The following is a 23,893-nucleotide window of genomic DNA, read 5'->3' on the forward strand; positions in this document are numbered from 1 at the left end:
AACCGGACGGGTACGGCCCGTCACAGCCGAAACGAAGCGGCCGCCCCGAGTAGTCGGCAGGGCGGCAAGCGAGGTGGTACCGCGGTGCCGCGCCGGAGGAGGCGCGTCGTCGTCCTCGTACGGCAGGTGACGTGCGAGAGGAACGACCATGACGTACCCCGTGGCGGGCGGCGACAGCGACGGCACCGCTCAGGTACCCGCGAACCCGACCTTCCCCCAGCTCGAGGCGCGGGTGCTCAAGTACTGGGACGGCGACGGCACGTTCCGGGCCTCCGTCGCGGCCCGCCCGGCCGACGGGGCCGACGGCACGATCGGCGGCAACGAGTTCGTCTTCTACGACGGGCCGCCCTTCGCCAACGGCCTGCCCCACTACGGCCACCTGCTCACCGGCTACGTGAAGGACGTCGTCCCGCGGTTCCGCACGATGCAGGGCAAGCGCGTCGAGCGCCGGTTCGGCTGGGACACGCACGGCATGCCCGCCGAGAGCGAGGCCGAGAAGCAGCTCGGGCTGAAGCACAAGAACGACATCGACGCGATGGGCGTGGCCGCCTTCAACGAGGCCTGCCGCACGTCGGTGCTGCGCTACACGCACGAGTGGGAGGCCTACGTCACCCGCCAGGCCCGCTGGGTCGACTTCGAGAACGACTACAAGACGCTCGATCTCGACTACATGGAGAGCGTCATGTGGGCCTTCAAGTCCCTCTGGGACAAGGGGCTGGTCTACGAGGGCTTCCGGGTGCTCGCCTACTGCTGGAAGGACGAGACCCCGCTCTCCAACACCGAGACGCGCATGGACGACGTGTACCGGCAGCGGCAGGACCCGGCGGTGACCGTCGGGCTGACGTTGGAGACCGGTGAGACGGCGCTGATCTGGACGACGACGCCGTGGACCCTGCCGTCGAACCTGGCCATGGCCGTGCACCCCGACATCGACTACGTCGCCGTCGAGCATGAGGGCCGGACGTTCGTGCTCGCCGAGGCCCGGCTCGCGCACTACGCGCGGGAACTCGGCGAGGACGCGGCCGAGCGGGTGGTGCGCCGGTTCAAGGGCACCGAGCTGATCGGGAAGCGGTACACGCCGCCCTTCCCGTACTTCGCCGGCCACGAGAACGCGCACCAGGTGCTGTCCGCCGACTACGTGTCGACCGACGAGGGCACCGGGATCGTCCACATCGCACCCGCTTTCGGTGAGGAGGACAAGGTCGTCACCGACGCCGCCGGGATCACCCCGGTCGTGCCGGTCGACTCCGGTGGCCTGTTCACCACCGAGGTGCCGGACTACGCCGGCCAGCTGGTGTTCGACGCGAACAAGCCGATCATCGCCGACCTCAAGGCCGGGACCGGCGCGGTGACGGCCGGCACGGTGCTGCTGCGGCAGGAGACGTACGACCACCCGTACCCGCACTGCTGGCGGTGCGGCAACCCGCTGATCTACAAGGCGGTCACGTCCTGGTTCGTGAAGGTCACGGACATCAAGGACCGGATGGTCGAGCTCAACCAGGAGATCACCTGGACGCCCGAGCACGTCAAGGACGGCTCGTTCGGCAAGTGGCTGGAGAACGCCCGCGACTGGTCGATCAGCCGGAACCGGTACTGGGGCAGCCCGATCCCGGTGTGGGTGAGCGACGACCCGGCCTACCCGCGGGTCGACGTGTACGGCTCGCTGGCCGATCTCGAGCGCGACTTCGGCGTGCCCGTCACCGACCTGCACCGGCCGTTCGTGGACGAGCTGGTCCGCCCGAACCCGGACGACCCGACCGGGAAGTCGATGATGCGCCGCACCCCCGAGGTGCTGGACTGCTGGTTCGAGTCCGGGTCGATGCCGTTCGCCCAGGTGCACTACCCGTTCGAGAACCGCGAGTGGTTCGAGCACCACTACCCGGGCGACTTCATCGTCGAGTACATCGGGCAGACCCGCGGCTGGTTCTACACCCTGCACGTGCTGGCGACGGCGCTCTTCGACCGGCCGGCGTTCAGAACCTGTGTGTCGCACGGCATCCTGCTCGGTTCCGACGGGCGCAAGATGTCGAAGAGCCTGTCGAACTACCCCGACGTGCGCGAGGTCCTCGACCGCGACGGCGCCGACGCGATGCGCTGGTTCCTGATGAGCTCGCCGGTGCTGCGCGGCGGGAACCTGATCGTCACCGAGCAGGGCATCCGCGACGGTGTGCGCCAGGTGATGCTGCCGCTGTGGAACACCTGGTACTTCCTCGCCCTGTACGCCAACGCGGCGCACGGCGGGGCGGGGCACGTCGGCCGGTTCCGGACCGACTCGCCGGCCGTGCTCGACCGGTACGTGCTGGCCAAGACTCGCGACCTGGTCGAGACCGTGAGCGCGCAGCTCGACGTGTACGACATCGCCGAGGCGTGCCAGAGCGTGCGTGAGTTCCTCGACGTGCTGACCAACTGGTACGTCCGCCGCTCGCGCGACCGGTTCTGGGCCGAGGACGCGGACGCCTTCGACACCCTGCACACCGTGCTCGAGGTGTTGACCCGGGTGCTGGCGCCGCTGCTGCCGCTGACCACGGAGGAGATCTGGCGGGGCCTGACCGGCGGCCGCTCCGTGCACCTGAGCGACTGGCCGACGGTCGACGAGCTGCCCGCCGACCCCCAGCTGGTGGCCGCCATGGACGCCGCCCGCGAGGTGGCCTCGGCCACGCTCGGCCTGCGCAAGGCCCAGAACCTGCGGGTCCGCCAGCCGCTCGCGGCGCTGACCGTCGTCCACCCCGATCCCGATGCCCTGCAGGCATTCTCGGCGGTGCTGGCCGACGAGGTGAACGTCGAGGAGGTGCGCCTGGTCGCGCTCGACGACGCGGCCGCCTCGGCGGTCGGGGTCACCCAGCGGCTGTCCGTCAACGCCCGGGCCGCCGGCCCGCGGCTCGGCAAGGGCGTCCAGCAGGTGATCAAGGCGGCCAAGGCGGGGGACTGGGAGCTGCAGGACGACGGCACGCCGGTCTGCGGCGGCGTCCCCCTGGTCGAGGGCGAGTACACGCTCGAGACCGTGGTGGCCGACGAGTCCGCGCACGCGGCGGTCGCGGTGCTGCCCGGTGGCGGGTTCGTCGTCCTCGACACCGAGCTGACGCCCGAGCTGGAGGCCGAGGGCTGGGCGCGGGACCTGGTGCGCCAGATCCAGGACGAGCGCAAGGCCGCCGGGCTGCACGTGTCGGACCACATCGCCCTGGCGCTCACGGTCCCGGCCGACCGGCTCGACGCCGTGCAGGAGTTCGACGAGCTGCTGCGCCGGGAGACGCTGGCCGACCGCCTCGACGCGACCCCGGGTGACGCGCTCACCGTGACGGTCGCCCGCGCCTGACCCTCCTCGTGATCATGGAAACTTCTAGTCGGACCGTGTGCGTCACGGCCGGACGAGCGTGAAAGCCGGACTAGAAGTTTCCATGATCACGAGCTGAAGGGGGTGCGCAGGGCGGTCAACGTCTCGCGCTCGGCGTCCGAGACCGGGACCGGCGTGTGGCCCTCGACGGTGACCAGGGTGGCGTCGCACAGGGCGTGGCACATCTCGCCGCCGCCGTCGCCCAGCCCGACCCCGGCGGCGAAGAGCGCCAGGCTCACGGTGACCGACGTCGTCCCGACGCGCAGCACCCCGGCGCCGATCCGGTACGCGCGCGGGTGCAGCACCTCGTCCAGGTAGTCGATCTCGACGTTGGCCACGACCCGGTGCCGGCTCCGGTGGTCCGGGTTCCCGCCGCCCAGGTGGTGGCGCAGGAAGTGGGCCCGCGCGTCCTCGAACCAGGCGCCGATCACGACGTTGTTGACGTGCCCGAGCACGTCCATGTCGCGGAACTGCGAGCGCAGCTCGTGCACGAACGGGTAGCTGTCGATCCGGCGGCGGCGCGGCTCTGATCGGCGATTCGATGAAGACACGGGCGACACCGTAACGGGCCTCAAATACTCAGGTGGCCAGCCACTCCCGCGTGCGGCGCACGAACGGACGCATACCGAAGTGCTCGGCCTGCACGAGGCCGCGGCGCAGGTCGTCGTCGGCGTCGGGCCGCCCCAGCACCTTCTTCAGCGCTCCGCGATGGAAGGCGACCGGCCCGACGACGGTGAGCCCGGCCCACATGACGACGATCGCGTCGCCGTACGACTCCAGCCGCTCGAGCATCGTGGCGGCCCGCTCGGCGTCGCGCAGTTCCACGTACACGTCGGCCAGCAGCAGCGTGTGCACCATCTCGCGCACGCCCTTCGACGGGTGGGTGCGGAACCGCTCGGCGACGGCCAGCGCCTCGTCCCGGCGGCCGGCCTGGGCGTGGGCCTGGGCCACGACGATCAGGAAGTCCTGGTCGAGCGTCGCGACGTCGGTGATGTTGGGGATCAGGTCGGGCAGCCGCCGCTCGTGCCAGGCCGCGATGCCCTCGACCGTCTCCCGGCTCAGGCGGCCCATCGCCGCGGCGGCCGGGGACACCGTGGGGGCCTCGGCGACCGCCCGGTCGCCGAGGGCCCGCGCCTCGTCGTAGTCGCCGCGGGCCAGCGCCATGCCCACGTCCCACCACAGCTGCAGCAGCAGGTGGTCACCCGCGCCGCGTCGCTGCGCGAGTTCCGCGTACCGACGTGAGACGGCCTCGGCCTCGTCCCGGCTGCCCGTCTCGAACAGGGAGCAGCGCAGCAGGTGCAGCACCGTGCCGTCGTAGGCCGGGTCCTCGCCGACCTCGGCCTGCATGCGCCGTACCAGGTCTAGCCGGTGCCGGGCCCAGGCCGGCGACCAGTGGGCCACGTAGTCGGCGACCATCGCGCGCACCCGGGCCGCCCGGTCCGTCCCGGCCAGCCGCAGGGCACGTTCCGGCAGGTCCTCGGCGTCGTACCCCTTGGAGGCCCGCTGGACGGCGGTGGCCGACAGCAGCGCCGAGTGCAGGTGGTCGGGCAGGGCCGGGCCGCGGGCGACGGCCTCGGCCAGGAGGCCCGGATCGGTGGCGCCGATCGCGGCCATCGCGCCCCAGAAGCCCCCGATCCCGTCCGCGGCGGCGGCCAGGGCGGCCTGGGCCAGCCGGACGTCGTCGCCGAGGGATCGTGCGGCGTCCGCAGCCGCGCGCAGGTGCTCGGTGCCCTCCTCGAGATGGCCCAGCCGGCGTCGGGCCCGGCCGAGGACGAGCAGCAGGTCGGCGGCCGTCGCCGTGCCGTCGGCCGCGTGCACGAGCCCGCGTTCGGCGAACGTGACCGCCTCGGACTCGGCGGAGCGTTCGAAGGCCTCCCGGGCCGCCCGCAGGCAGGCGGTCGCGGCGCTCGTCGACGGGCCCGCGGCGGCTGCCTCGCTGCGGTGCCAGGCGATGGCGGCCGCGGAGGTCGCCGCGGTGGCCCCCGCCTCGAGGGTGGCGGCGAGCCTGAGATGCAGGTCCGCACGGCGGGCCGCGCCGAGGTCGTCCAGCAGCACCTCGCCGAGCAGGGCGTGCGCCAGCGCGAGCTGGCGGGCCGGGGAGATCCGCAGCACGCCCTCGCGCACGGCCTCCTCGACCGCGACCTCGACCCGGTCGAGGTCGAGCCCGGTCGCGGCCGCGGCCAGGCCGGGGGAGAGGTCCCGTCCGGCCACCGTGACGGTCTGCGCCACGGTGAGGGCGTCGTCACCCAGCCCGGCCAGCCGGGCCCGGATGACGTCCCGCACCGAACCGGGCAGCGCCGGGCCCGAGGGGCGGGCGAGTTCCGTGACGAAGAAGGGGTTCCCGCCGGACCGCTCGGTCAGCGCCGACGACTCCTCGGGCGTCCACTTCCGCCCGCTGAGGCGGCCGGCCAGGGCCGCGACCTCGGCGTCGCCCAGCGGGCGCAGGTCGAGCCGGACCGACCCCGGCGACCGGGCGGCGCCGGCCAGGGCCCGGGTCAGGTCGGGGCCCGTGGCGTCGGCCCGCACGGTCAGCACCAGCAGGACCGGGGAGCGGTTCAGCTCGCCCAGCACGACGTCCAGCACGTGCAGCGAGTCGGCGTCGGCCCACTGAACGTCGTCCAGCACCACGACCAGGCCGCCGTCGGGGGCGGTGCTCGCCTCTGCAGCCAGGCGACGCGCGATGTCCAGGCCGAGCGCGAACCGGCCACCGGCGTCCGCCTGGGTCGCCGGGAGGCCGCCGACCACCTGCTGCCAGGCCCAGTAGGGCGGGACGCCGGGCGTCTGCGGCCACCGCCCCCACCGCGCGGTGGCCGCCGGGTGCCGGGCCAAGAACGCTTCTACGAGAGCGGTTTTCCCGATGCCGGGTTCGCCCGAGATTACGACGACCCGGCCCCGACCGGCGCGCGCCGACGTCCAGGCCCGGTCGAGTTCGGCGAGCGGTTCGTCCCGGCCGACGAACCCGTCCGCCGGTGCGGCGGTCTTCGAATTGGACGAGGCATCGGACGGCGGGCCGGACGGCGGGCCGGACGAGGGCGGCCGGTCCACCGGTCCGGACGCGGCCAGGTCGGGGTCCTGCCGGAGCATCGCCTCCTCCAGAGCCCGCAACTGCGGCGAGGGGTCGATGCCGAGCTCGTCGGCCAGGTGGGCGCGGGTGCGGCGCAGCACCTCCAGCGCCTCGCCCTGCCGGCCCACCCGGTAGAGGGCCCGGGCGAGCAGCAGCTGCAGCTTCTCGCGCAGGGGGTGGGCGGCCGCGGGCAGCAGCAGGTCGCCCACGGTGCGCGGGTCACCGGCGCCGGACAGCCGCGCCTCCGCCAGCAACTCGACCGCCACCAGGTGCAACTCGGCGAGGCGGGCGGCGACGGGGCCGACGTCCGGCACGTCCGCGACCTCGGCCAGCGGGTCGCCCCACTGTTCCAGGGCGGGTTGCAGGAGCGCGGGGATCTGCGTCGTGCGGCCCGCGTCGTGCAGTTCCACGCAGCGGCGCACCGCGAGCGCGAACCGGCCGGCGTCGACCGACTCCTCGGGCAGGACGATGCGGTAGCCGGTGCCGCGGGTCTGCAGGATCTGCGCGTCGCCGGCGGCCACGCCGGGTTCGATGCCCCGGCGCATCCGGGCCACGTAGCCCTGCAGCGTCGTGCGGGCGCTGGCCGGGGGCTCGCCGCGCCACAGCTGGTCGGCCAGCACCCCGGCGTCCACCACGGCCCCGCCCGCGGCCACGAGCAGGGCGACGATCTCGGTCGGCCGGCGCCCACCGAGATCGACCTCCACGCCGTCCCGGCGGACCGTGGTCCGGCCGAGGACGGTGATCTCGACGTTCATCGCTGCCGAGCGTAGAGGGGGTCGGGGGGACTGGGCTTCACGCGCCGGTCCGGATCGGGTTGCGGCGCAGCCAGACTGCGGCGCCGAGCACCCCGACCAGGGCGGCGAAGGCGCCGGTCTCGGTGCCCGTCCAGCCGGTCGCGTCGCGGGTCACGGTGAGCGGTTCGACTGCGTGGTACAGCACGGCGTTGAACACGGCGTGGGCCACCACGCCGGGCCAGATCCCGTAGCGCAGCTGCATCGAGGAGAGCACGGCGCCGAACGCCGTCGTGCCCACGGTGAAGGCGGTCACGGCGAACCAGACGGGCACGCCCTCGGGGGTGCCGCCCAGCCAGACGATGAGCGGGACGTGGAAGGCCGACCAGGCCAGACCGCCGCCCAGCACGACGAGCCGTGGCCCGCCGAGGCGCGCCAGGCGGGTGGTCAGCAGACCGCGCCAGCCGACGTCCTCACCGAGGGCGAGCAACACGTACGGCGCGGCCAGCACGGTCAGGCCGCCGAGCGCGGTCAGCAGCGTCGTGCCGTCGGCGTGCGTGTCGAGGCCACCGGTCCCAGTCAGCCAGACCAGCGTCCCGGCGCCCAGGACGACGGCCACCGAGTAGGCCCAGGCGCTCGCCAGCGACCGCCACGGGGCCCGCCGGAAGCCCCACCCCTCGCCGCGGCGTCCGACGGTGAACCGGGCCGCGAGTGCTCCGAGCAGGGGGAAGAAGGCCTGCCCGTACATCGCGGCGGCGCCGAGCGGGGTGGCGTCCTCGATGTGAGTCACGTCGACGCCCTCGTTCCAGGCGACCACGGTGCTCACGCCGATGAGGCCGAAGGTGACGGCCAGGAAGACGGCGATCTCGCGACGGGCGGTGCGCTCGTACGCCGGCGCGGGCCCGTCGGTGGGGGACGGTTCGGGCGAGGTCGGGGCGCTCTGTTCGGCGGGCGCGGCGAGCGGGTGGACGGCGGTCATGACGATTCCTTCCATCGGTTGATCTCGGACGCCGATCACCCTCGCCGGGCCGACTTGCGCGTCGCTTGCGCCGGACTGGGCCGGGCCGAACCGCACGCCCAGCGCAGCACCAGCGGCGGGGCGCACGATCGTGGGCATGGACCAGGACCTCCCCGATGACCGGCCGGGAACGGCCGATGTCACCCTCACCGCCCACCAGCGGCTGCGCCTCGCGCGCGCCCCGGGCGCGACGCTCGACGTCCAGGTGCTGGGCGGTTCGCTGAGCGAGCCCGCGGTCGTGGACGGGCGGGTGCACCTGGGTGCCGGGCGCCCGTGGCGGGTGCAGGCCGGGGCGGACGGCGCCGTGCTGCGGGTCCGGGCCATCCCGCCGGGACCGGAGCGGGTGCTGGAAGCCCTCGTCCGACGTCCCGAACCGGACCTGCAGTCGCTGGTCAGCCTGGGTGCCGATCACGGGGTCGAGCTGCTCCCCGACTAGTCTCGACGCCGTGAGCAGGGTGCAGGGTCGTGGTCCGCAGCGGGACGCCAAGCAGGCCGAACAGGAAGCGGCGGCGCAGGCCCGGATGGCCGAGGTCTACCGGGAGATCATGCTGCGCGCGCCGGAGCACGACCTGGTGCCCAGCCTCGACCGGATCGCCGAGGTCTGCCGGCTGCTCGGCGACCCGCAGAAGGCCTACGAGGTGGTCCACGTCACCGGGACCAACGGCAAGACGAGCACGACCCGCATGATCGAGCGGCTGCTGCGCGAGCACGGCCTGCGCACCGGCCGGTTCACCAGCCCGCACCTCAACGACGTGCGCGAGCGGATCACGATCGACGGCGACCTGCTGCCCCGCGAGCAGTTCATCTCCACGTACGAGGAGGTCCTGCCCTACGTCGAGATCGTCGACGCGGCTTCGGCGCGGGACGGCGGGCCGCGGATGACCTTCTTCGAGCTCCTGGTCGCGATGGCCTTCGCGGCGTTCGCCGACAACCCGGTCGACGTGGCCGCGATCGAGGTCGGGATGGGCGGGTCGTGGGACGCCACCAACGTGGCCGACGGCCGGGTCGCCGTGGTCACGCCGGTCGCGATCGACCACGAACGGTTCCTCGGCCACACCGTCGGCGAGATCGCCACCGAGAAGGCGGGGATCATCAAACCGGGGGCGACGGCGGTGCTCGCCGAACAGCACCCCGACGCCCTCGACCCGTTGCTGCGCCGGGCCGCCGAGGTGGGTGCGAGCGTGTTGCGCGAGGGCTACGAGTTCGGGGTGCTGGGCCGGGAGGTGGCCCTGGGCGGCCAGCTGCTGACCCTGCGCGGTCGCGAGAACCCTTACGAGGAGATCTATCTCCCGCTGCACGGTGCCCACCAGGCCCGGAACGCGGCGGCCGCCCTGGCGGCGGTCGAGGCGTTCCTGGGGGCCGACAGGCTGTCGATCGACGTGGTCCGGGCCGCCTTCGAGGACGTCACCTCGCCCGGCCGGCTCGAGGTCGTCCGGCGTGGTCCGACGGTGCTGGTGGACGCCGCGCACAACCCGGCCGGGGCCGCCGTCCTGGCCGACGGGCTCGAGGAGGCGTTCGGCTTCTCGAAGCTCATCGGGCTGGTCGCGGTGCTGGCGGACAAGGACGCCGACGGCATCCTCGGCGCGCTCGAGCCCGTGCTCGCCGAGGTGGTGATCAGCCGCACGTCGTCGCCGCGCTCGATGGACGTCGACGAGCTGGCCGAGATCGCGATCGACGTGTTCGGCGAGGACCGGGTGCACGTGCGGGAGCGGCTGGACGACGCCCTCGACTTCGCGATCGGGCTCGCCGAGGCGGGGGGCGAGTTGGGCGGTGGGGTGCTGTGCACCGGGTCGGTCACCATGGCCGCGGACATCCGCACGCTGCTGCGCATCGCCTGAGGGTGGTCCGGCGGAGCCGCTAGGTAACGCTTTGAACTTTGCGTGGACGAAGTTCTAGGCATCCCGCCGAAAGCCGTCTATGGTCCCTGTGACGGGCGTTACATGGACGTGACGACGGGAGACGCGATGAAGCGGGTCGGCGTGAGGCCGGAGAACGGGCACCAGACTCGTCTGCTCCGCCTGCTGCGCGACCACGGCCCGCGCTCCCGGGCGGAACTCGGCGAGGCCGTGGAGCTCTCGAAGTCCAAGGTGGCGATCGAGCTCGACCGCCTCGGCGAACTCGGGTTCGTCGACGTCGTGGGCCTGGCCGCCTCCCGCGGCGGTCGCCGCTCCCAGATGGTCGCGCTGTCCTCCGGGCTGCGGTTCATCGGCATCGACATCGGCGCCACCTCCATCGACGTCGCCGTGACCGACGGCGAGCTGCGCCTGCTCGGCCACGCGGCCCGCCCGACGGACGTGCGCGAGGGGCCGACCGTCGTCCTCGACCAGGCCCTCGACCTCGTCGCCAAGGTGCGCGCCGACCTCGGCGAGCAGGCCTGCGACGGGGTGCAGGGCGTCGGCGTCGGCGTGCCCGGCCCGGTCAGTCAGCGCGAGGGAGCGCTGGTCGCCCCGCCGATCATGCCCGGCTGGAGCCACTTCCCGATCCGGGACATGCTCGGCGCCGCGCTCGGCGCCCCGGTCATGGTCGACAACGACGTGAACATCATGGCGCTCGGCGAGCTGCACGCCGGTAACGCGCGCAACGTCGACGACGTGCTGTTCGTGAAGATCGGCACCGGCATCGGGTGCGGGATCGTGCTCGGCGGCGACATCCACCGCGGGGTCACCGGTTCCGCCGGCGACATCGGGCACGTGCAGGTGGACGACGCCGGGCCGCTCTGCACGTGCGGCCGGACCGGGTGCCTGGAGGCCTTCTTCGGCGGCGCCGCCCTGGCCCGCGACGGCGAGGCCGCGGCGCGGGCCGGGCGGTCGGGGTGGCTGGCCGACGTCCTGGCCCGTGACGGCGCCGTCCGTGCGCTCGACGTGGGCGCGGCCGCGGCGGCCGGTGACGCCGTCAGCGTGCAGCTGGTCCGCGACGGCGGGCGCCGGCTCGGTCAGGTGCTGGCCGCGCTGGTCAGCTTCTTCAACCCCGGGCTCGTCGTGATCGGCGGCGGCCTGGCCGGTCTCGGACATCCGCTGCTGGCCGAGATCCGCAGCGTCGTCTACCGCCGGTCGCTGCCCCTGGCGACCGGGAACCTGCCCATCGTCCTGTCCGAACTGGGTGACTCCGCAGGAGTCGTCGGCGCCGCCCGGCTCGTCTCCGAATCCGTCTACAGCACGACCTAGCCGACCGAACGTAGCCCCCACATGCCCACGGACCCGCGGCCGCCCGGCCGGCGGGGTGATGCCGCACGCCCTGTTCCAGTCGATCCAGTCCGATCCACGAGGAGGTGACCAGGTGACCGACGCACTGCTGGCCATGCACGGCATCGTCAAGGACTTCCCGGGCGTGCGCGCCCTCGACGGGGTCGACCTCGACGTGCGCGCCGGGGAGGTGCACTGCCTGCTCGGCCAGAACGGGGCCGGGAAGTCCACCCTGATCAAGGTTCTCGCGGGGGCCCACCGGCCCGACGGCGGCACCGTGCACTGGCAGGGCGAGGAGGTCGACTTCACCTCGCCGTCGGCCGCGCTCAAGCACGGCATCGCCACCATCTACCAGGAGCTGGATCTCGTCCCGGGGCTGACGGTCTCAGACAACATCCACCTCGGCCGCTGGGAGTCCAGCGCCGGGTTCGTCCGCCGGGGCGCGCAGCACGCCGCCACCCGCGACCTGCTGCGCCGCCTCGGCCACCCGGAGATCCCGGCGCAGCGCGAGGTCGGGCGCCTGTCGGCGGCCCAGCAGCAGATCGTCAGCCTGGCGCGGGCTCTCGCGCAGGACGCGCGGCTGATCGTGATGGACGAGCCCTCCGCGGTGCTGGCCCACGACGAGGTGGACAACCTGTTCCGGGTCATCCGCGACCTGACGGCCGCCGGCGTCGCCGTCGTCTACATCTCGCACCGGCTGGAGGAGATCCGGACGATCGGCGACGTCGTGACCGTCCTGAAGGACGGCCGGACCGTCGCCACCCGCTTGCCGGCCCGCGACACGCCCACGCGGGAGGTCGTCGCCCTGATGACCGGGCGCACCGTGGAGTACCTGTTCCCGCCCCGCCCGGACGGTGAGCGGGACCTGGGGGCCGAGCTGCTCGTCGTCGAGAACCTCGCCCTGACCGGCGCTTTCGAGAACGTGTCGTTCGCCGTCCACGCCGGGGAGATCGTCGGCATCGCCGGGTTGGTCGGCGCCGGACGCACCGAGGTGCTGGAGACCGTCTACGGTGCCCGGCACCGGACGTCCGGCACCGTGACGATGGAGGGACACGCGCTGCCGCCGGGTCGGGTCCCGGCCGCGGTGCGACGCGGGCTCGGCCTGGCCCCGGAGGAGCGCAAGAGCCAGGCGTTGCTGCTCGGCGACAGCGTCGCCCGCAACGTGGGCCTCGCGTCCCTGCCCCGGCTGTCGCGGTTCGGCTGGCTGGACCGGGCCGCCGAACGGCGCGAGGCCGACGAGACGACCCGCAGCCTCGACGTCCGGCCCGCCGGGGTCGACCGGGCCGCGCGCACCCTGTCCGGCGGCAACCAGCAGAAGGTGGTTCTCGCCCGCTGGCTGCTCGGCTCCACTCGGCTCCTGCTGCTGGACGAACCGACCCGCGGCGTGGATGTGGGCGCCCGGTCCGAGATCTACGCCCTGATCCGGCGGCTGGCCGACAGCGGGATGGGCGTCCTGCTCGTCTCCAGCGAGGTGCCCGAGGTGCTCGGCCTCGCCGACCGGGTGCTGGTCATGCGTGAGGGGCGGGTCGTGCACGACGGGCCCGCGACCGGACTCGACGAGCACCGCGTGCTCGACCTGGTGATGGAAGGGAGCAACATATGACCAGCGAGGCGGCCGTACCGGCCAGCACCCCCGTGGGCCGGTGGAACGCGCTGCGCACCACCGAGATCCGCAACCTGGGCCTGGTGGTCGTGCTCATCGTGCTGTGCGTCGTCGGGGCCGCGACGAGCGAGAACTTCCTGACCACCGACAACCTGCGCAACATCCTGGTCAGCTCGTCGGTGATCGGCGTCGTCACGGTCGGGGCGACGTTCGTGATCATCGGCGGTGGCATCGACCTGTCGGTGGGTGCCCTGGTCGCGCTCGCGTCCGTGTGGGCCACGACGGGCGCCACCCAGTCGTACGGGCCCGTCGTGATGGTGCTGTGCGCCGTGCTGGTCGGGGCCGGGGCCGGGCTGGTCAACGGGTTGCTGATCGCCTACGGGCGGCTGGTCCCGTTCATCGTCACCCTGGCCATGCTGGTCAGCGCTCGCGGGCTGGCCGCGCGGATGGCCGACAACCGTACCCAGATCGTCGAGCAGAACGGCATCAAGGAGCTGGCGACCAGCGACGTGCTCGGCGTCCCCGCGCTCGTCCTGGTGCTGGCCGCCGTCGCGGTCGCCGGCTGGGTCCTGCTGAACCGCACCACGTTCGGGCGCCGCACCTTCGCCATCGGCGGCAACGCCGAGGCCGCCCGACTGGCCGGGATCGACGTGCGCCGGACGACGGCCCTGCTGTACCTGCTGTCCGGCACCACGTGCGGCATCGCGGCCGTGATGATCATGGCTCGCACCACGACCGGGTCCAGTACCCACGGGAACCTGTACGAACTCGACGCCATCGCCGCGGTGATCATCGGCGGCACGCTGCTCAGCGGCGGTCGCGGCACGCTGGTCGGTTCGATTCTCGGCGTCCTGGTCTTCACCACGATCACGAACATCTTCATCCTCAACAACCTGGCGACGGAGACCCAGAACATCGCCAAGGGGCTGATCATCGTCGGCGCGGTGTTGCTGCAGCGCCGCACCGGTCGGGAGGGCACCGGCTGAGAAGGGTCATCGCCGAAGGGCATTTCATCCGCACATCCATCCAGCACCTCAATGCAACGACGCCTGGGAGGCTCACCATGGACCGCAACGCACTCTTCCTCGACCGCCGCCGCCTGCTGTTCGGTGCGGGCGCCGTCGCCGGCGCCGGACTGCTCGCCGCCTGCACGGGGCAGGGCTCCGACGGCGAGACCACCGGCGCCAACGTCGGCGTGAACAGCGGCGACAACGACCAGAAGGGCACGGCCGTCACGATCGGCTTCTCGGCCCCGGCCGCCGACCACGGCTGGATCGGCGCCATCACCACCAACGCCAAGGCGCAGGCCGGCCAGTACGAGGACGTCACGCTCGAGGCCGTCGAGGGCAGCAACGACGTCAACCAGCAGATCAGCCAGGTCGAGACCCTGATCGCCAAGAAGGTCAACGCGCTGGTGATCCTGCCGTTCGACGGCAAGGCCCTCACCGAGGTCGGGATCAAGGCGATGGAGGCGGGCATCCCCGTCATCAACCTGGACCGGGTGTTCTCGTCGCCGCGCGGGGCCCGGGCCTGGATCGGCGGCGACAACTACGGCATGGGTGCGGCCGCCGGCCAGTACATCGCCGAGCAGATGAAGGCCAAGGGCATCTCCGACCCGAAGATCGCCGAGATCCAGGGCATCGCCAACCTGCCCCTCACCCAGGACCGCAGCCGCGGCTTCAAGGAGGCGCTGGCCTCGGCGGGCTTCAAGGTCAGCAACCAGGTCTCGGCCGAGTTCACGGTCGAGTCGGGGCAGCAGGTGACCAGCAACCTGCTCCAGGCCGCCCCCAAGCTCGACGCCGTCTGGAACCACGACGACGACCAGGGTCTCGGCGTACTGGCCGCGATCGACCAGGCCAAGCGGACCGAGTTCATCATGGTCGGCGGCGCGGGCTCGCGGAACGCGATGGAGCTGATCAAGGCCGACAGCGGCGTCCTGAAGTGCACGGTGACCTACCCGCCGAGCATGGCGTCGTCGGCGATCAAGCTGGCCCGGCTCGTGGCCCAGGGCAAGGGGATGTCCGACCTGGTCGAGAACGAGGTCCCGGCGTCCATCACGCTGGCCAGCGCGACCGTGACCAAGGAGAACGTCGACAAGTACCTGCCGCTGGGCTTCGCGTCCTGATGCCCACCGACACGACGAGCGGGGCCGGGCGCACGCTCGGCGTCGCGATGATCGGGTACGCGTTCATGGGTGCGGCCCACTCGCAGGCGTGGCGCTCGGCAGGTCGGTTCTTCGACCTGCCGAGCACCCCGCGCCTGCAGGTGCTGTGCGGGCGGGACGCCGGGGCGGCCACCGCCGCGGCGGCCCGGTACGGGTGGACCGAGGTCGAGACCGACTGGCGTCGGGTGCTCGAGCGGGACGACGTGCAGCTGGTCGACATCTGCACCCCCGGTGACACCCACGCCGAGATCGCGGTGGCCGCCCTCGAGGCCGGCAAGCACGTGCTGTGCGAGAAGCCGCTGGCCAACTCGGTTCCCGAGGCGGAACGGATGGCCGAGGCGGCCGCCGTCGCGCAGGCCCGGGGCGTGCTGTCCATGGTCGGCTTCAACTACCGCCGGGTCCCGGCGATCGCGCTGGCCCGGAAACTCGTGGCCGACGGGCGGATCGGTGAGGTCCGGCACGTGCGGGCCCAGTACCTGCAGGACTGGATCGTCGATCCGCAGTTCCCGCTGGTCTGGCGGTTGCAGCGCGAGCGGGCCGGTTCGGGGGCGCTGGGCGACATCGGGGCGCACATCGTCGACGCCACCCAGTTCATCGTCGGCGACCAGCTCGCCGGGGTGAGTGGCCTGACCGAGACGTTCGTCAAGGAACGGCCGCTGGTCTCCAGCTCCTCGGGGCTCAGCGCGTCCGCAGGTGAGGAGACCGGGCCGGTCACGGTGGACGACGCCGCGCTCTTCATCGGCCGGTTCGCAGGCGGGGCGCTCGCCTCGTTCGAGGCGACCCGGTTCGCCACGGGTCGCAAGAACGCCATCCGGATCGAGGTCAACGGCAGCCTGGGCAGCCTCGCGTTCGACTTCGAGTCGATGAACGAGCTGCAGTTCTTCGACGCCGGGGTGGCGAACGACGTGGCCGGGTTCAGCCGTGTGCTGGTCACCGAACCCGAGCATCCGTACATGTCGGCGTGGTGGCCGCCCGGTCACCTGATCGGCTACGAGCACTCGTTCACGCACGAGATCGTCGATCTGGTGCGCTGTCTCGCGGCGGGCGAACCGCCCCGACCGTCCTTCGCCGACGGCCTCCAGGTCCAGCGCGTGCTGGCCGCGGTGGAGGACTCGGCGGCGGCCGGCGCGGGCTGGACCCCCGTCGCGACGGACTGACATCGGCACGGACCGAGGAGGAACCATGACCCGACCGATCACCCTGTTCACCGGCCAGTGGGCGGACCTGCCGTTCGAGGAGGTCTGCCGGCTGGCCTCCGGCTGGGGCTACGAGGGCCTCGAGGTCGCCTGCTGGGGCGACCATCTCGACGTCGTCCGGGCCGCGCAGGACGCCGACTACGCGCGGGGCCGTCTCGACCTGCTCGAGCAGTACGGGCTCAAGGTCTGGGCGATCTCCAACCACCTGAGCGGCCAGGCCGTCTGTGACGACCCGATCGACGAGCGGCACCGCGGCATGCTGAGCGACCGGGTCTGGGGCGACGGCGACCCCGAGGGCGTGCGAAAGCGGGCTGCGGAGGAGCTGAAGTGGACGGCGCGGGCCGCCCGGGCGTTGGGGGTGGACGTCGTCGTCGGGTTCACCGGGTCGAGCATCTGGAAGACCGTGGCCATGTTCCCGCCGGTCCCGGAGTCCATGCTGGAGGCGGGCTACCAGGACTTCGCCGACCGGTGGAACCCGATCCTCGACGTCTTCGACGAGGTCGGCGTCCGGTTCGCCCACGAGGTGCACCCGAGCGAGATCGCCTACGACTACTGGACGACGGTCCGCACCCTCGAGGCGATCGGTCACCGCCCGGCGTTCGGATTGAACTGGGACCCGAGCCATTTCGTCTGGCAGGACCTCGACCCGGTCGGCTTCCTCTGGGACTTCAAGGACCGGATCTACCACGTCGACTGCAAGGACGCCAAGCGCCAGACCGGCAACGGGCGCAACGGCCGGATGGGCTCGCACCTGGCCTGGGCCGACCCGCGCCGCGGGTGGGACTTCGTGTCCACCGGCCACGGTGACGTCCCGTGGGAGGCGTGCTTCCGGATGCTCAACACGATCGGCTACGACGGCCCGATCTCCGTGGAGTGGGAGGACGCCGGGATGGACCGCCTGGTCGGGGCTCCCGAGGCGCTGGAGTTCGTCCGCCGCCTGGCCTTCGACCCGCCGTCCGCCGCCTTCGACGCCGCCTTCAGTTCCCAGTGATCCACGGCCCCCTAGTCGCTCATGCTCCCGATATGCACATCCAACAGGCCGATTTCGCGTCCTAAATGTGCATATCGGGAGCATGAGCGACTAGAGGGGGCGCACCGACGAGCTGAGCAGGGTGCCCAGCAGCAGGGCCACGGCGACCGCGGTCATGGCTGACAGGACGGTGAAGGCCTCGCCGAGGAACCCGACCAGTGGTGGGCCGGCGAGGAACGCGCAGTAGCCCAGCGAGGCGACGACACTCACGCGGGCCGGGGCCATGCCCGATTCGTCGGCGGCCGCGCTCATCCCGACCGGGAACCCCAGCGACAGGCCGAATCCCCACAGCAGCGCACCCGCGAACGCGACCTCCGTCATCCCGCCCCACACGAACAGCAGCACCCCGACGAGCGACACGGCGGCCATCGCCCGGCACACCGGCACCCGCCCGTACCGGTCGAGCAGCCCCGGCCCGAACCAGCGCCCGGCGGTCATCGCGGCGAGAAAGCCTGCGAACACGAGGGTTCCGAGCGCCGCCTCGACGCCGTACCCGTCGATCATCGCCAGCCCGACCCAGTCGTTGCCCGTGCCCTCCGCGAAGGCGAACGTCAGCACGAACAGCCCGACCAACAGGGTGCGCGGTTCCCGCCACGCGCGCAGGGTGCGCGACGAGCCGACCGGCCCGGCGTCGTCCCCCTCGTGCTCCTCGTGCCCGTCGGGCACGAAACCCCGCACGGCCCAGGGGACGACGAGCGCCACCACCGCGGCCACCACCAGCAGGTGGGTGGTCACCGAGACGTCCGTCGCGACGGCCGCCGAGCCGAGCAGCGCCCCGGCGACGGTGCCGACGCTGAACCCGGCGTGGAACCGCGGCATGATCGCGCGGCCGAGGCGCCGCTCCACCTCGGCGCCCTGCACGTTCATCGCGACGTCCCACCCGCCCTGGCAGAAGCCGAACATCGCCAGGCCCAGCACCACGGGCACGACCCCGAACCGGTAGCCGACCGCGACTACCGCCACGGCCATCCCGTCGCCCACGGCCAGGGTCGCGACCGTGCGCCGCGAGCCGAACCGGTGCACCAGCCCACCCGACAGGGGCAGCGCGATCAGCGAGCCGAACGCGATGGCCAGCAGCACGAAGCCGACCTCGGCGGGGGAGAGGCCCAGCCTGTCGCGGACCTGCGGGATGCGGGAGGCCCAGCTGGCGAACACGAACCCGGTCAGGATGAAGGCGGCGTACGTCGCCCACATCCCGGCCCGCGTGGCTGCGGCGTTGTCCGTCGTTGTCATCGAGCGCACTGTAGGCAGACCCGGCCTGCGCCGCGCGCCCGCCACCCGGCAGGATGAACGGATGCGCGCGCCTAAACGGGTTCTGGCCGCCTCGACGCTCTGCTTCGAGGCCTTCGCGGTGTTCTTCGGCGGCCTGGTCGCCAAGGACCTGTCGAGCCTCAGCCACGGGCAGGCGCTCCTGCTGTTCAGCTGGGTCGCGATCCTCTGCCTCGTCGCGTCGGGCCTGCTGCGCAACCCCTGGGGCTACGGGGTCGGCTCGGTGCTGCAGGTCGTGGTGATCGGCACCGGCTACTGGGTGCACATGATGTATTTCGTGGGCGGCCTGTTCGCACTGATCTGGGTGGCGGCGCTGGTGATCGGGAACCGGCTGGAACGTGAGGTGGCCGAGATCGACGCCCGGCTCGCCGCCGAGAGGGACGAGGCGTGACCGACTTCCAGGATGCGTCCGCCCTCGCACCCGCCGGGGACCTCCGCTGGACCGCCGACCTGCCGCCGGACTGGACGCAGGGCCGGACGGCGTTCGGCGGGCTGGTCGCGGCCCTGGCCGCCGACGTCGCGGCCCGGGTGTGCGGCCCTGACCGGCCGATCCGCTCGCTGGACGTCGCCTTCGTCGCGCCGCTGACCGGCCCGGTCGAGGTCACGGTGGAGGAGCTGGGGGCGGGGCGGTCGGCGACCCAGCTGTCCGTGTCGCTGCGCAGCGCGCAGACCGGCGAGCTCGGAACCCGGGTCCACGTCGTGGGGGCGGCGGCGCGGGACTCGGCGGTCGTCGTCCGGGCCGAGCCCACCGACCTGCCCGGCGACGGTGACCCGGCCGCGCAGGGGGTGGAACTGCCCTACCTCGACGGGGTCACGCCGGTGTTCACGCAGAACGTCCGGTACCAGTGGTGCGGGGAGGCGTTCCCGTTCACCGGGTCCGGGCCGTCGGGCACCCGCATCCGGGGGTGGTGCCGGCACCGGACGCCCGCCGCCGGGCTCGCCGCCGTCGTGTCGCTGCTCGACGCCTGGCCGCCGGCCGTGCTGCCGATGCTCACCGGCCCGGCGCCCGCCAGCACGGTGCGCTGGTCGGTGGCGGTCACCGGCGACGTCGAGGCCGTCGCGCCGGACACCTGGCTGTGGTTCGAGGCGGACGTCGTGCAGGCCGCCGACGGGTATCTCACCGAGGTGGCGGCCCTGTACCGGCCGGACGGCGGGGGCGGGTTCGAGCTGCTGGCCCGCGGCGAGCAGCTGATCGCCGTGTACGACCGCCGCTCCTAGCCCCGTGATCATGCGCAAACGCAGACTTTTCGCGGTGATCATGCGCAAACGCATCATGCGTTTGCGCATGATCACGGGCTAGATGCTCCGTTTGTGCATGATCACGACCGGTCAGGCGGCGGGGTCCGGGTCGAGGTCGGGGTCCGGTTCGACCGGGAAGGCCGGGTAGAGCACGTCGGCGTCGCCCCGCCGCGGCATCGGGATCACCTTCGCCAGCAGGCCCAGGCGGTCGCCGTCCATGCGGGCCCCGGCCACGCTGGCCAGCGCCAGGGTGAGCGTGGGGTGGTCGCCGTCGCGTTGCATGCCCCACGCTTCGACCGCCCGCCCGTCGCTCTTGACCCTCCGGGCCGTCCGGATCGGGCCGGTCGGGTGACTCCGGGGGCCGGAAGGGCCCGGTGGGACCAGTACGCTGACCGCTGCGCGTGACATCGCGGTGGAAACAGGACTGGGTGAGGGAGAACGGGCGAGATGGCAGCGGAGCGGACCCTGGTGATCGTCAAGCCGGACGGCGTCCGGCACGCCCAGGTGGGTGAGGTGCTCCGCCGGATCGAGGCCAAGGGCTACGCGATCGTGGCGCTGGAGATGCGGGTGGCCGGGGCCGACCTGCTCGCCGAGCACTACGCCGAGCACCTGGGCAAGCCGTTCTACAACAACCTGGTCGAGTTCATGGGCTCCGGCCCGGTCGTGGCCGCCGTGATCGAGGGCGAGTCCGTGATCACCGCGTTCCGCACCCTGGCCGGGGCCACCGACCCGACCAAGGCCGCCCCGGGCTCCATCCGCGGCGACCTGGGCCGGGACTGGGGCACCGCCGTCCAGCAGAACGTCGTGCACGGCTCCGACTCGCCCGAGTCCGCCGAGCGCGAGATCGGGCTCTGGTTCCCGGGCCTCTGACCGGTCGTGCCCGGAAATCGACACGTCCGCGTCTGATTCCGGGCGTAATCGCCGTCCGGTGACGCCGTCTTAGACTCGTGCTCATGTCCGAGTCCGTCTTCCCGCTGCTCGAGCCCCTCCTGGCCGAAGTCACCAAGCCCATCCAGTACGTGGGCGGTGAGCTGAACTCGCAGGTCAAGCCGTGGGACGTCGGCGGCGACAGCACGGTGCGCTGGGCCCTGATGTACCCGGACGCCTACGAGGTCGGCCTGCCCAACCAGGGCCTGATGATCCTCTACGAAGTCCTCAACGAGCGGCCCGACGCCCTCGCCGAGCGCACCTACGCCGTCTGGCCCGACATGGAACGCCTGATGCGCGAGCGCGGCGTCCCGCAGTTCACGGTCGACGGGCACCGCCCCGTGAAGGCGTTCGACGTGCTCGGGGTGAGCTTCTCGACCGAGCTCGGCTACACGAACCTGCTCACCGCGCTGGACCTCGCGGGGGTCCCGCTCGAGGCCCGCGACCGGGACGCCGACGATCCCGTCGTGATCGCCGGCGGCCACGCCGCCTTCAACCCCGAACCGATCGCCGACTTCGTCGACGCCGCGATCCTCGGCGACGGTGAGCAGGCCGTCGGCCAGGTCACCGACGTGATCAAGGGCTGGAAGGACGACGGGCGCCCCGGCGGGCGCGAAGAACTCCTGTTCCGCCTGGCCCGGCTCGGCAACGTCTACGTGCCCCGGTTCTACGACGTCGACTACCTGCCCGACGGGCGGATCAAGCGGGTCGCGCCGAACCGGCCGGGCGTGCCGTGGCGGGTCGCCAAGCACACCGTGATGGACCTCGACGAGTGGCCGTACCCGAAGCAGCCGCTGGTGCCGGTCGCCGAGAGCGTGCACGAGCGGATGAGCGTCGAGATCTTCCGCGGCTGCACCCGCGGCTGCCGGTTCTGCCAGGCGGGCATGATCACCCGTCCCGTTCGGGAGCGGTCCATCGAGGGCATCGGCAAGATGGTCGAGAAGGGCCTGGCCGCAACCGGTTTCGAAGAGGTCGGGCTGCTCTCGCTGAGCTCCGCGGACCACTCCGAGATCGCCGAGATCACCAAGCAGCTGGCCGACCGCTACGACGGCACCAACACCGGGCTGTCGCTGCCCAGCACCCGGGTCGACGCCTTCAACATCGACCTGGCGCAGGAACTCTCGCGCAACGGGCGGCGCTCGGGCCTGACCTTCGCACCCGAGGGTGGCAGCGAGCGCATCCGCAAGGTGATCAACAAGATGGTCACCGAGGACGACCTGGTCCGGACCGTGGCCACGGCCTACGGCAGCGGCTGGCGGCAGGTGAAGCTCTACTTCATGTGCGGCCTGCCCACCGAGACCGACGACGACGTGCTGCAGATCGCCGAACTGGCCAAGCGGGTGATCAAGACCGGGCGCGAGGTGTCCGGGACGCGGGACATCCGCTGCACCGTCAGCATCGGCGGGTTCGTGCCCAAGCCGCACACGCCGTTCCAGTGGGTCGGGCAGACCCCGGCCGACGTCGTCGACGAGCGCCTCGCCAAGCTGCGCGCGGCCATCCGCGACGACAAGCAGTACGGCCGCGCGATCGGATTCCGTTACCACGACGGCAAACCCGGCATCGTCGAAGGGCTGCTGTCCCGCGGCGACCGGCGGGTCGGCGCGGCCATCCGGGCGGTCTGGGAGGACGGCGGCCGGTTCGACGGCTGGAGCGAGCACTTCTCCTACGAGCGTTGGATGGACCGCGCGGCCGAGGCGCTCGCGCCGTTCGGCGTCGACGTCGACTGGTTCACCACCCGCGAACGGGACTTCACCGAGGTCCTGCCCTGGGACCACCTCGACTCCGGCCTGGACAAGGACTGGCTGTGGGAGGACTGGCAGGACGCGCTGTCCGAGGAAGAGGTCGAGGACTGCCGCTGGACGCCGTGCTTCGACTGCGGCGTGTGCCCGCAGATGGGCACGGAGATCCAGATCGGGCCCACCGGAAGGCAACTCGTGCCGTTGACGATCGGCGCCCGCCCGCCGGGCCTCTGAGCGCTACGGGCGATCTTCAGGGACGGTCGACCGCGATCACCACGCTCGGGTTCGCCCCGGCGGGGACGACGGCCACCCGGCCCACGCCGTCCGGACGGCTGCACCGCGACTCGGCCAGCCAGGGACAGGTCATGCCGATCACGTCGGCGCCCGGGGACACCAGGGTGACCGGGGCCGTGGGGCGCACCCCGGCCGCCTCCAGCGGCACGACCAGCCCGAACGTGTCGCCCGCGCCGATCGCGCCGGCCAGCGCGTAGTCGACGGTCAGCAGGTGCTCCTGCCGGTCGGTGGGCAGCCGCACCGCCCAGGTACCCGGCCCCGGGATCGCCTCGGCGCGGACGCCGCCGACGCTGACCCGGACGTCCCGGACGCTGGGCCGCGCGCCGACCGACGGGTTCGCCGCCGCACCGGCCGGCACCGGCTGCAGCGTCAGTGCCGCCGGCGGCAGACCTCCCGCCGACCCCGCGTCGGGGGAGGCGTAGGTCAGCTCGAGCTGTTCCCGGACGACGACCAGCTCTCCCCGCACGCGCAGGGTCACCGTCGTCGCCGAGACCGTGACGGGCGGGGTGGCCGCGCGCACGGCCAGGTTGGCCAGCGACGTCGGGGTGGCGCCGATGGTCCGGGCCTGCGGGGCCGCGCCACCGGTCGGGCGGAACAGCAGCACCCCCAGGCCGATCGCCACGATCAGCGCCAGGAAGGGAAGGAACTCGCGGTTCGGCGGGGTCGCCGGTGCGGGCGGCGGGCCCGTGGGGGCCGACAGATCCTCGAACTGCACGTCCCGCAGGCCGGAGTCGGGGGCGTCGGCGGCCGGTTCGGGTGCGGTGCCCCGGCGCACGGCCGGACTCTGCGCAGTCTCCCGGGCCGCCTCGGCACGTTCCCGGTCCCGGGCCTGCGCGGCGGCGGCGATCTCGTCGAGCTGGATCGGGGCGGTGAGCCGCCTGCCCACGGGCAACCTGTCGAACCAGGCCCGCAGCACCGCCGCGTCGGCCCGCAGGTCCGCCGCCTCCAGGCTCTGGCGCTGCAGATCCACGTGGTCCGGGTAGGCGGCCCGTTCAGGGGTGGGCTCGTCGTCCGTCGTCATGGCCGCGTCTCCTCCCCGTCGTGGAATGTCCGGGTGAAGGGTACTTCCGCCCGATCTGTACCGGCGAGGTGATCCTCGCCGGTGA

General features: G+C 72.7%; 19 protein-coding genes. 13 read left to right on the forward strand and 6 right to left on the reverse strand.

Annotation, left to right across the window (positions count from 1 at the left end; genetic code table 11):
* Positions 1–148: 148 nt before the first annotated feature.
* Complete coding sequence (gene ileS, locus ACIB24_RS07985; protein WP_398277792.1) at positions 149–3,313, forward strand: isoleucine--tRNA ligase; 3,165 nt, start codon at positions 149–151, stop codon at positions 3,311–3,313.
* Positions 3,314–3,399: 86 nt separating this feature from the next.
* Here the strand turns inward: ileS and ACIB24_RS07990 are convergent, their stop codons facing one another.
* The 3 genes from ACIB24_RS07990 to ACIB24_RS08000 are packed head-to-tail and all read right to left on the reverse strand — an operon-like array spanning position 3,400 to position 8,105.
* Entirely contained in the window at positions 3,400–3,882 is a 483-nt protein-coding gene (locus ACIB24_RS07990) for an acyl-CoA thioesterase (protein WP_398277795.1), read from the reverse strand.
* A gap of 28 nt (positions 3,883–3,910) precedes the next feature.
* Positions 3,911–7,150 carry a BTAD domain-containing putative transcriptional regulator gene (locus tag ACIB24_RS07995; RefSeq protein ID WP_398277798.1) on the reverse strand — a complete coding sequence of 1,080 codons (3,240 nt, stop codon included), beginning with the start codon at positions 7,148–7,150 and terminating at the stop codon, positions 3,911–3,913.
* Positions 7,151–7,187: 37 nt separating this feature from the next.
* Entirely contained in the window at positions 7,188–8,105 is a 918-nt protein-coding gene (locus ACIB24_RS08000) for a CPBP family intramembrane glutamic endopeptidase (RefSeq protein WP_398277801.1), read from the reverse strand.
* Positions 8,106–8,241: 136 nt separating this feature from the next.
* On the opposite strand from ACIB24_RS08000, the gene ACIB24_RS08005 reads away from it, so the two are divergent.
* The 8 genes from ACIB24_RS08005 (at position 8,242) to ACIB24_RS08040 (ending at position 17,280) form a co-directional block, all read left to right on the forward strand.
* On the forward strand, positions 8,242–8,580 hold the full coding sequence (locus ACIB24_RS08005; RefSeq protein WP_398277804.1) for a hypothetical protein: 339 nt from the start codon (positions 8,242–8,244) through the stop codon (positions 8,578–8,580).
* Between the two features lie 10 nt (positions 8,581–8,590).
* On the forward strand, positions 8,591–9,982 hold the full coding sequence (locus ACIB24_RS08010; RefSeq protein WP_398277807.1) for a bifunctional folylpolyglutamate synthase/dihydrofolate synthase: 1,392 nt from the start codon (positions 8,591–8,593) through the stop codon (positions 9,980–9,982).
* A gap of 126 nt (positions 9,983–10,108) precedes the next feature.
* Positions 10,109–11,308 carry an ROK family transcriptional regulator gene (locus ACIB24_RS08015; RefSeq protein WP_398278778.1) on the forward strand — a complete coding sequence of 400 codons (1,200 nt, stop codon included), beginning with the start codon at positions 10,109–10,111 and terminating at the stop codon, positions 11,306–11,308.
* A gap of 133 nt (positions 11,309–11,441) precedes the next feature.
* Complete coding sequence (locus tag ACIB24_RS08020) at positions 11,442–12,929, forward strand: sugar ABC transporter ATP-binding protein (RefSeq protein WP_398278781.1); 1,488 nt, start codon at positions 11,442–11,444, stop codon at positions 12,927–12,929.
* Positions 12,926–13,915 (forward strand): ABC transporter permease, encoded by a 990-nt coding sequence (locus ACIB24_RS08025; protein ID WP_398277810.1) that lies wholly within the window; start codon positions 12,926–12,928, stop codon positions 13,913–13,915. The genes ACIB24_RS08020 and ACIB24_RS08025 overlap by 4 nt, the downstream gene beginning before the upstream one ends.
* Before the next feature lie 77 nt (positions 13,916–13,992).
* Positions 13,993–15,054 (forward strand): substrate-binding domain-containing protein, encoded by a 1,062-nt coding sequence (locus ACIB24_RS08030; RefSeq protein WP_398277813.1) that lies wholly within the window; start codon positions 13,993–13,995, stop codon positions 15,052–15,054.
* Positions 15,054–16,250: a Gfo/Idh/MocA family protein gene (locus ACIB24_RS08035; protein ID WP_398277816.1), complete on the forward strand. Its 1,197-nt coding sequence runs from the start codon at positions 15,054–15,056 to the stop codon at positions 16,248–16,250. The genes ACIB24_RS08030 and ACIB24_RS08035 overlap by 1 nt, the downstream gene beginning before the upstream one ends.
* 25 nt (positions 16,251–16,275) lie before the next feature.
* Positions 16,276–17,280 carry a sugar phosphate isomerase/epimerase family protein gene (locus tag ACIB24_RS08040; RefSeq protein ID WP_398277819.1) on the forward strand — a complete coding sequence of 335 codons (1,005 nt, stop codon included), beginning with the start codon at positions 16,276–16,278 and terminating at the stop codon, positions 17,278–17,280.
* Positions 17,281–17,370: 90 nt separating this feature from the next.
* On the opposite strand, the gene ACIB24_RS08045 is transcribed toward ACIB24_RS08040, so the two are convergent.
* Complete coding sequence (locus ACIB24_RS08045) at positions 17,371–18,552, reverse strand: MFS transporter (protein ID WP_398277822.1); 1,182 nt, start codon at positions 18,550–18,552, stop codon at positions 17,371–17,373.
* A 61-nt stretch (positions 18,553–18,613) separates the two neighbouring features.
* Between ACIB24_RS08045 and ACIB24_RS08050 the strand changes: the two genes are divergently transcribed.
* Together ACIB24_RS08050 and ACIB24_RS08055 are read left to right on the forward strand one after the other, a co-directional pair.
* Positions 18,614–18,979: a DUF4233 domain-containing protein gene (locus tag ACIB24_RS08050; protein WP_398277825.1), complete on the forward strand. Its 366-nt coding sequence runs from the start codon at positions 18,614–18,616 to the stop codon at positions 18,977–18,979.
* A complete protein-coding gene (locus ACIB24_RS08055) occupies positions 18,976–19,806 on the forward strand; it encodes an acyl-CoA thioesterase (protein ID WP_398277828.1) in 831 nt (276 codons plus the stop codon). The genes ACIB24_RS08050 and ACIB24_RS08055 overlap by 4 nt, the downstream gene beginning before the upstream one ends.
* A 111-nt stretch (positions 19,807–19,917) precedes the next feature.
* On the opposite strand, the gene ACIB24_RS08060 is transcribed toward ACIB24_RS08055, so the two are convergent.
* Positions 19,918–20,109, reverse strand: a complete 192-nt coding sequence (locus tag ACIB24_RS08060; RefSeq protein ID WP_398277830.1) for a hypothetical protein — start codon at positions 20,107–20,109, stop codon at positions 19,918–19,920.
* 165 nt (positions 20,110–20,274) lie between these two features.
* Here ACIB24_RS08060 and ndk point away from each other — a divergent pair, with 165 nt between their 5' ends.
* Entirely contained in the window at positions 20,275–20,697 is a 423-nt protein-coding gene (ndk, locus tag ACIB24_RS08065; protein ID WP_398277833.1) for a nucleoside-diphosphate kinase, read from the forward strand.
* 83 nt (positions 20,698–20,780) lie between these two features.
* Positions 20,781–22,727 carry a TIGR03960 family B12-binding radical SAM protein gene (locus ACIB24_RS08070; RefSeq protein ID WP_398277836.1) on the forward strand — a complete coding sequence of 649 codons (1,947 nt, stop codon included), beginning with the start codon at positions 20,781–20,783 and terminating at the stop codon, positions 22,725–22,727.
* A 16-nt stretch (positions 22,728–22,743) separates the two neighbouring features.
* Here ACIB24_RS08070 and ACIB24_RS08075 read toward each other — a convergent pair whose 3' ends face one another.
* Positions 22,744–23,808, reverse strand: a complete 1,065-nt coding sequence (locus ACIB24_RS08075) for a hypothetical protein (protein ID WP_398277839.1) — start codon at positions 23,806–23,808, stop codon at positions 22,744–22,746.
* Positions 23,809–23,893: the final 85 nt, after the last annotated feature.

Origin of the sequence: Spongisporangium articulatum (genome assembly GCF_044465595.1) — a bacterium.
In the GTDB taxonomy this organism is placed as follows: Bacteria; Actinomycetota; Actinomycetes; order Actinomycetales; family Kineosporiaceae; genus Spongisporangium; species Spongisporangium articulatum.

Bases quoted from the DNA above. Each gene is read 5' to 3' on its own strand.
- ileS (WP_398277792.1), top strand. From the start codon at position 149: ATGACGTACCCCGTGGCGGGCGGCGACAGCGACGGCACCGCTCAGGTA.
- ACIB24_RS07995 (WP_398277798.1), bottom strand. From the start codon at position 7,150: ATGAACGTCGAGATCACCGTCCTCGGCCGGACCACGGTCCGCCGGGAC.
- ACIB24_RS08000 (WP_398277801.1), bottom strand. From the start codon at position 8,105: ATGACCGCCGTCCACCCGCTCGCCGCGCCCGCCGAACAGAGCGCCCCG.
- ACIB24_RS08005 (WP_398277804.1), top strand. From the start codon at position 8,242: ATGGACCAGGACCTCCCCGATGACCGGCCGGGAACGGCCGATGTCACC.
- ACIB24_RS08015 (WP_398278778.1), top strand. From the start codon at position 10,109: ATGAAGCGGGTCGGCGTGAGGCCGGAGAACGGGCACCAGACTCGTCTG.
- ACIB24_RS08020 (WP_398278781.1), top strand. From the start codon at position 11,442: ATGCACGGCATCGTCAAGGACTTCCCGGGCGTGCGCGCCCTCGACGGG.
- ACIB24_RS08025 (WP_398277810.1), top strand. From the start codon at position 12,926: ATGACCAGCGAGGCGGCCGTACCGGCCAGCACCCCCGTGGGCCGGTGG.
- ACIB24_RS08030 (WP_398277813.1), top strand. From the start codon at position 13,993: ATGGACCGCAACGCACTCTTCCTCGACCGCCGCCGCCTGCTGTTCGGT.
- ACIB24_RS08035 (WP_398277816.1), top strand. From the start codon at position 15,054: ATGCCCACCGACACGACGAGCGGGGCCGGGCGCACGCTCGGCGTCGCG.
- ACIB24_RS08040 (WP_398277819.1), top strand. From the start codon at position 16,276: ATGACCCGACCGATCACCCTGTTCACCGGCCAGTGGGCGGACCTGCCG.
- ACIB24_RS08045 (WP_398277822.1), bottom strand. From the start codon at position 18,552: ATGACAACGACGGACAACGCCGCAGCCACGCGGGCCGGGATGTGGGCG.
- ACIB24_RS08050 (WP_398277825.1), top strand. From the start codon at position 18,614: ATGCGCGCGCCTAAACGGGTTCTGGCCGCCTCGACGCTCTGCTTCGAG.
- ACIB24_RS08060 (WP_398277830.1), bottom strand. From the start codon at position 20,109: ATGCAACGCGACGGCGACCACCCCACGCTCACCCTGGCGCTGGCCAGC.
- ndk (WP_398277833.1), top strand. From the start codon at position 20,275: ATGGCAGCGGAGCGGACCCTGGTGATCGTCAAGCCGGACGGCGTCCGG.
- ACIB24_RS08070 (WP_398277836.1), top strand. From the start codon at position 20,781: ATGTCCGAGTCCGTCTTCCCGCTGCTCGAGCCCCTCCTGGCCGAAGTC.
- ACIB24_RS08075 (WP_398277839.1), bottom strand. From the start codon at position 23,808: ATGACGACGGACGACGAGCCCACCCCTGAACGGGCCGCCTACCCGGAC.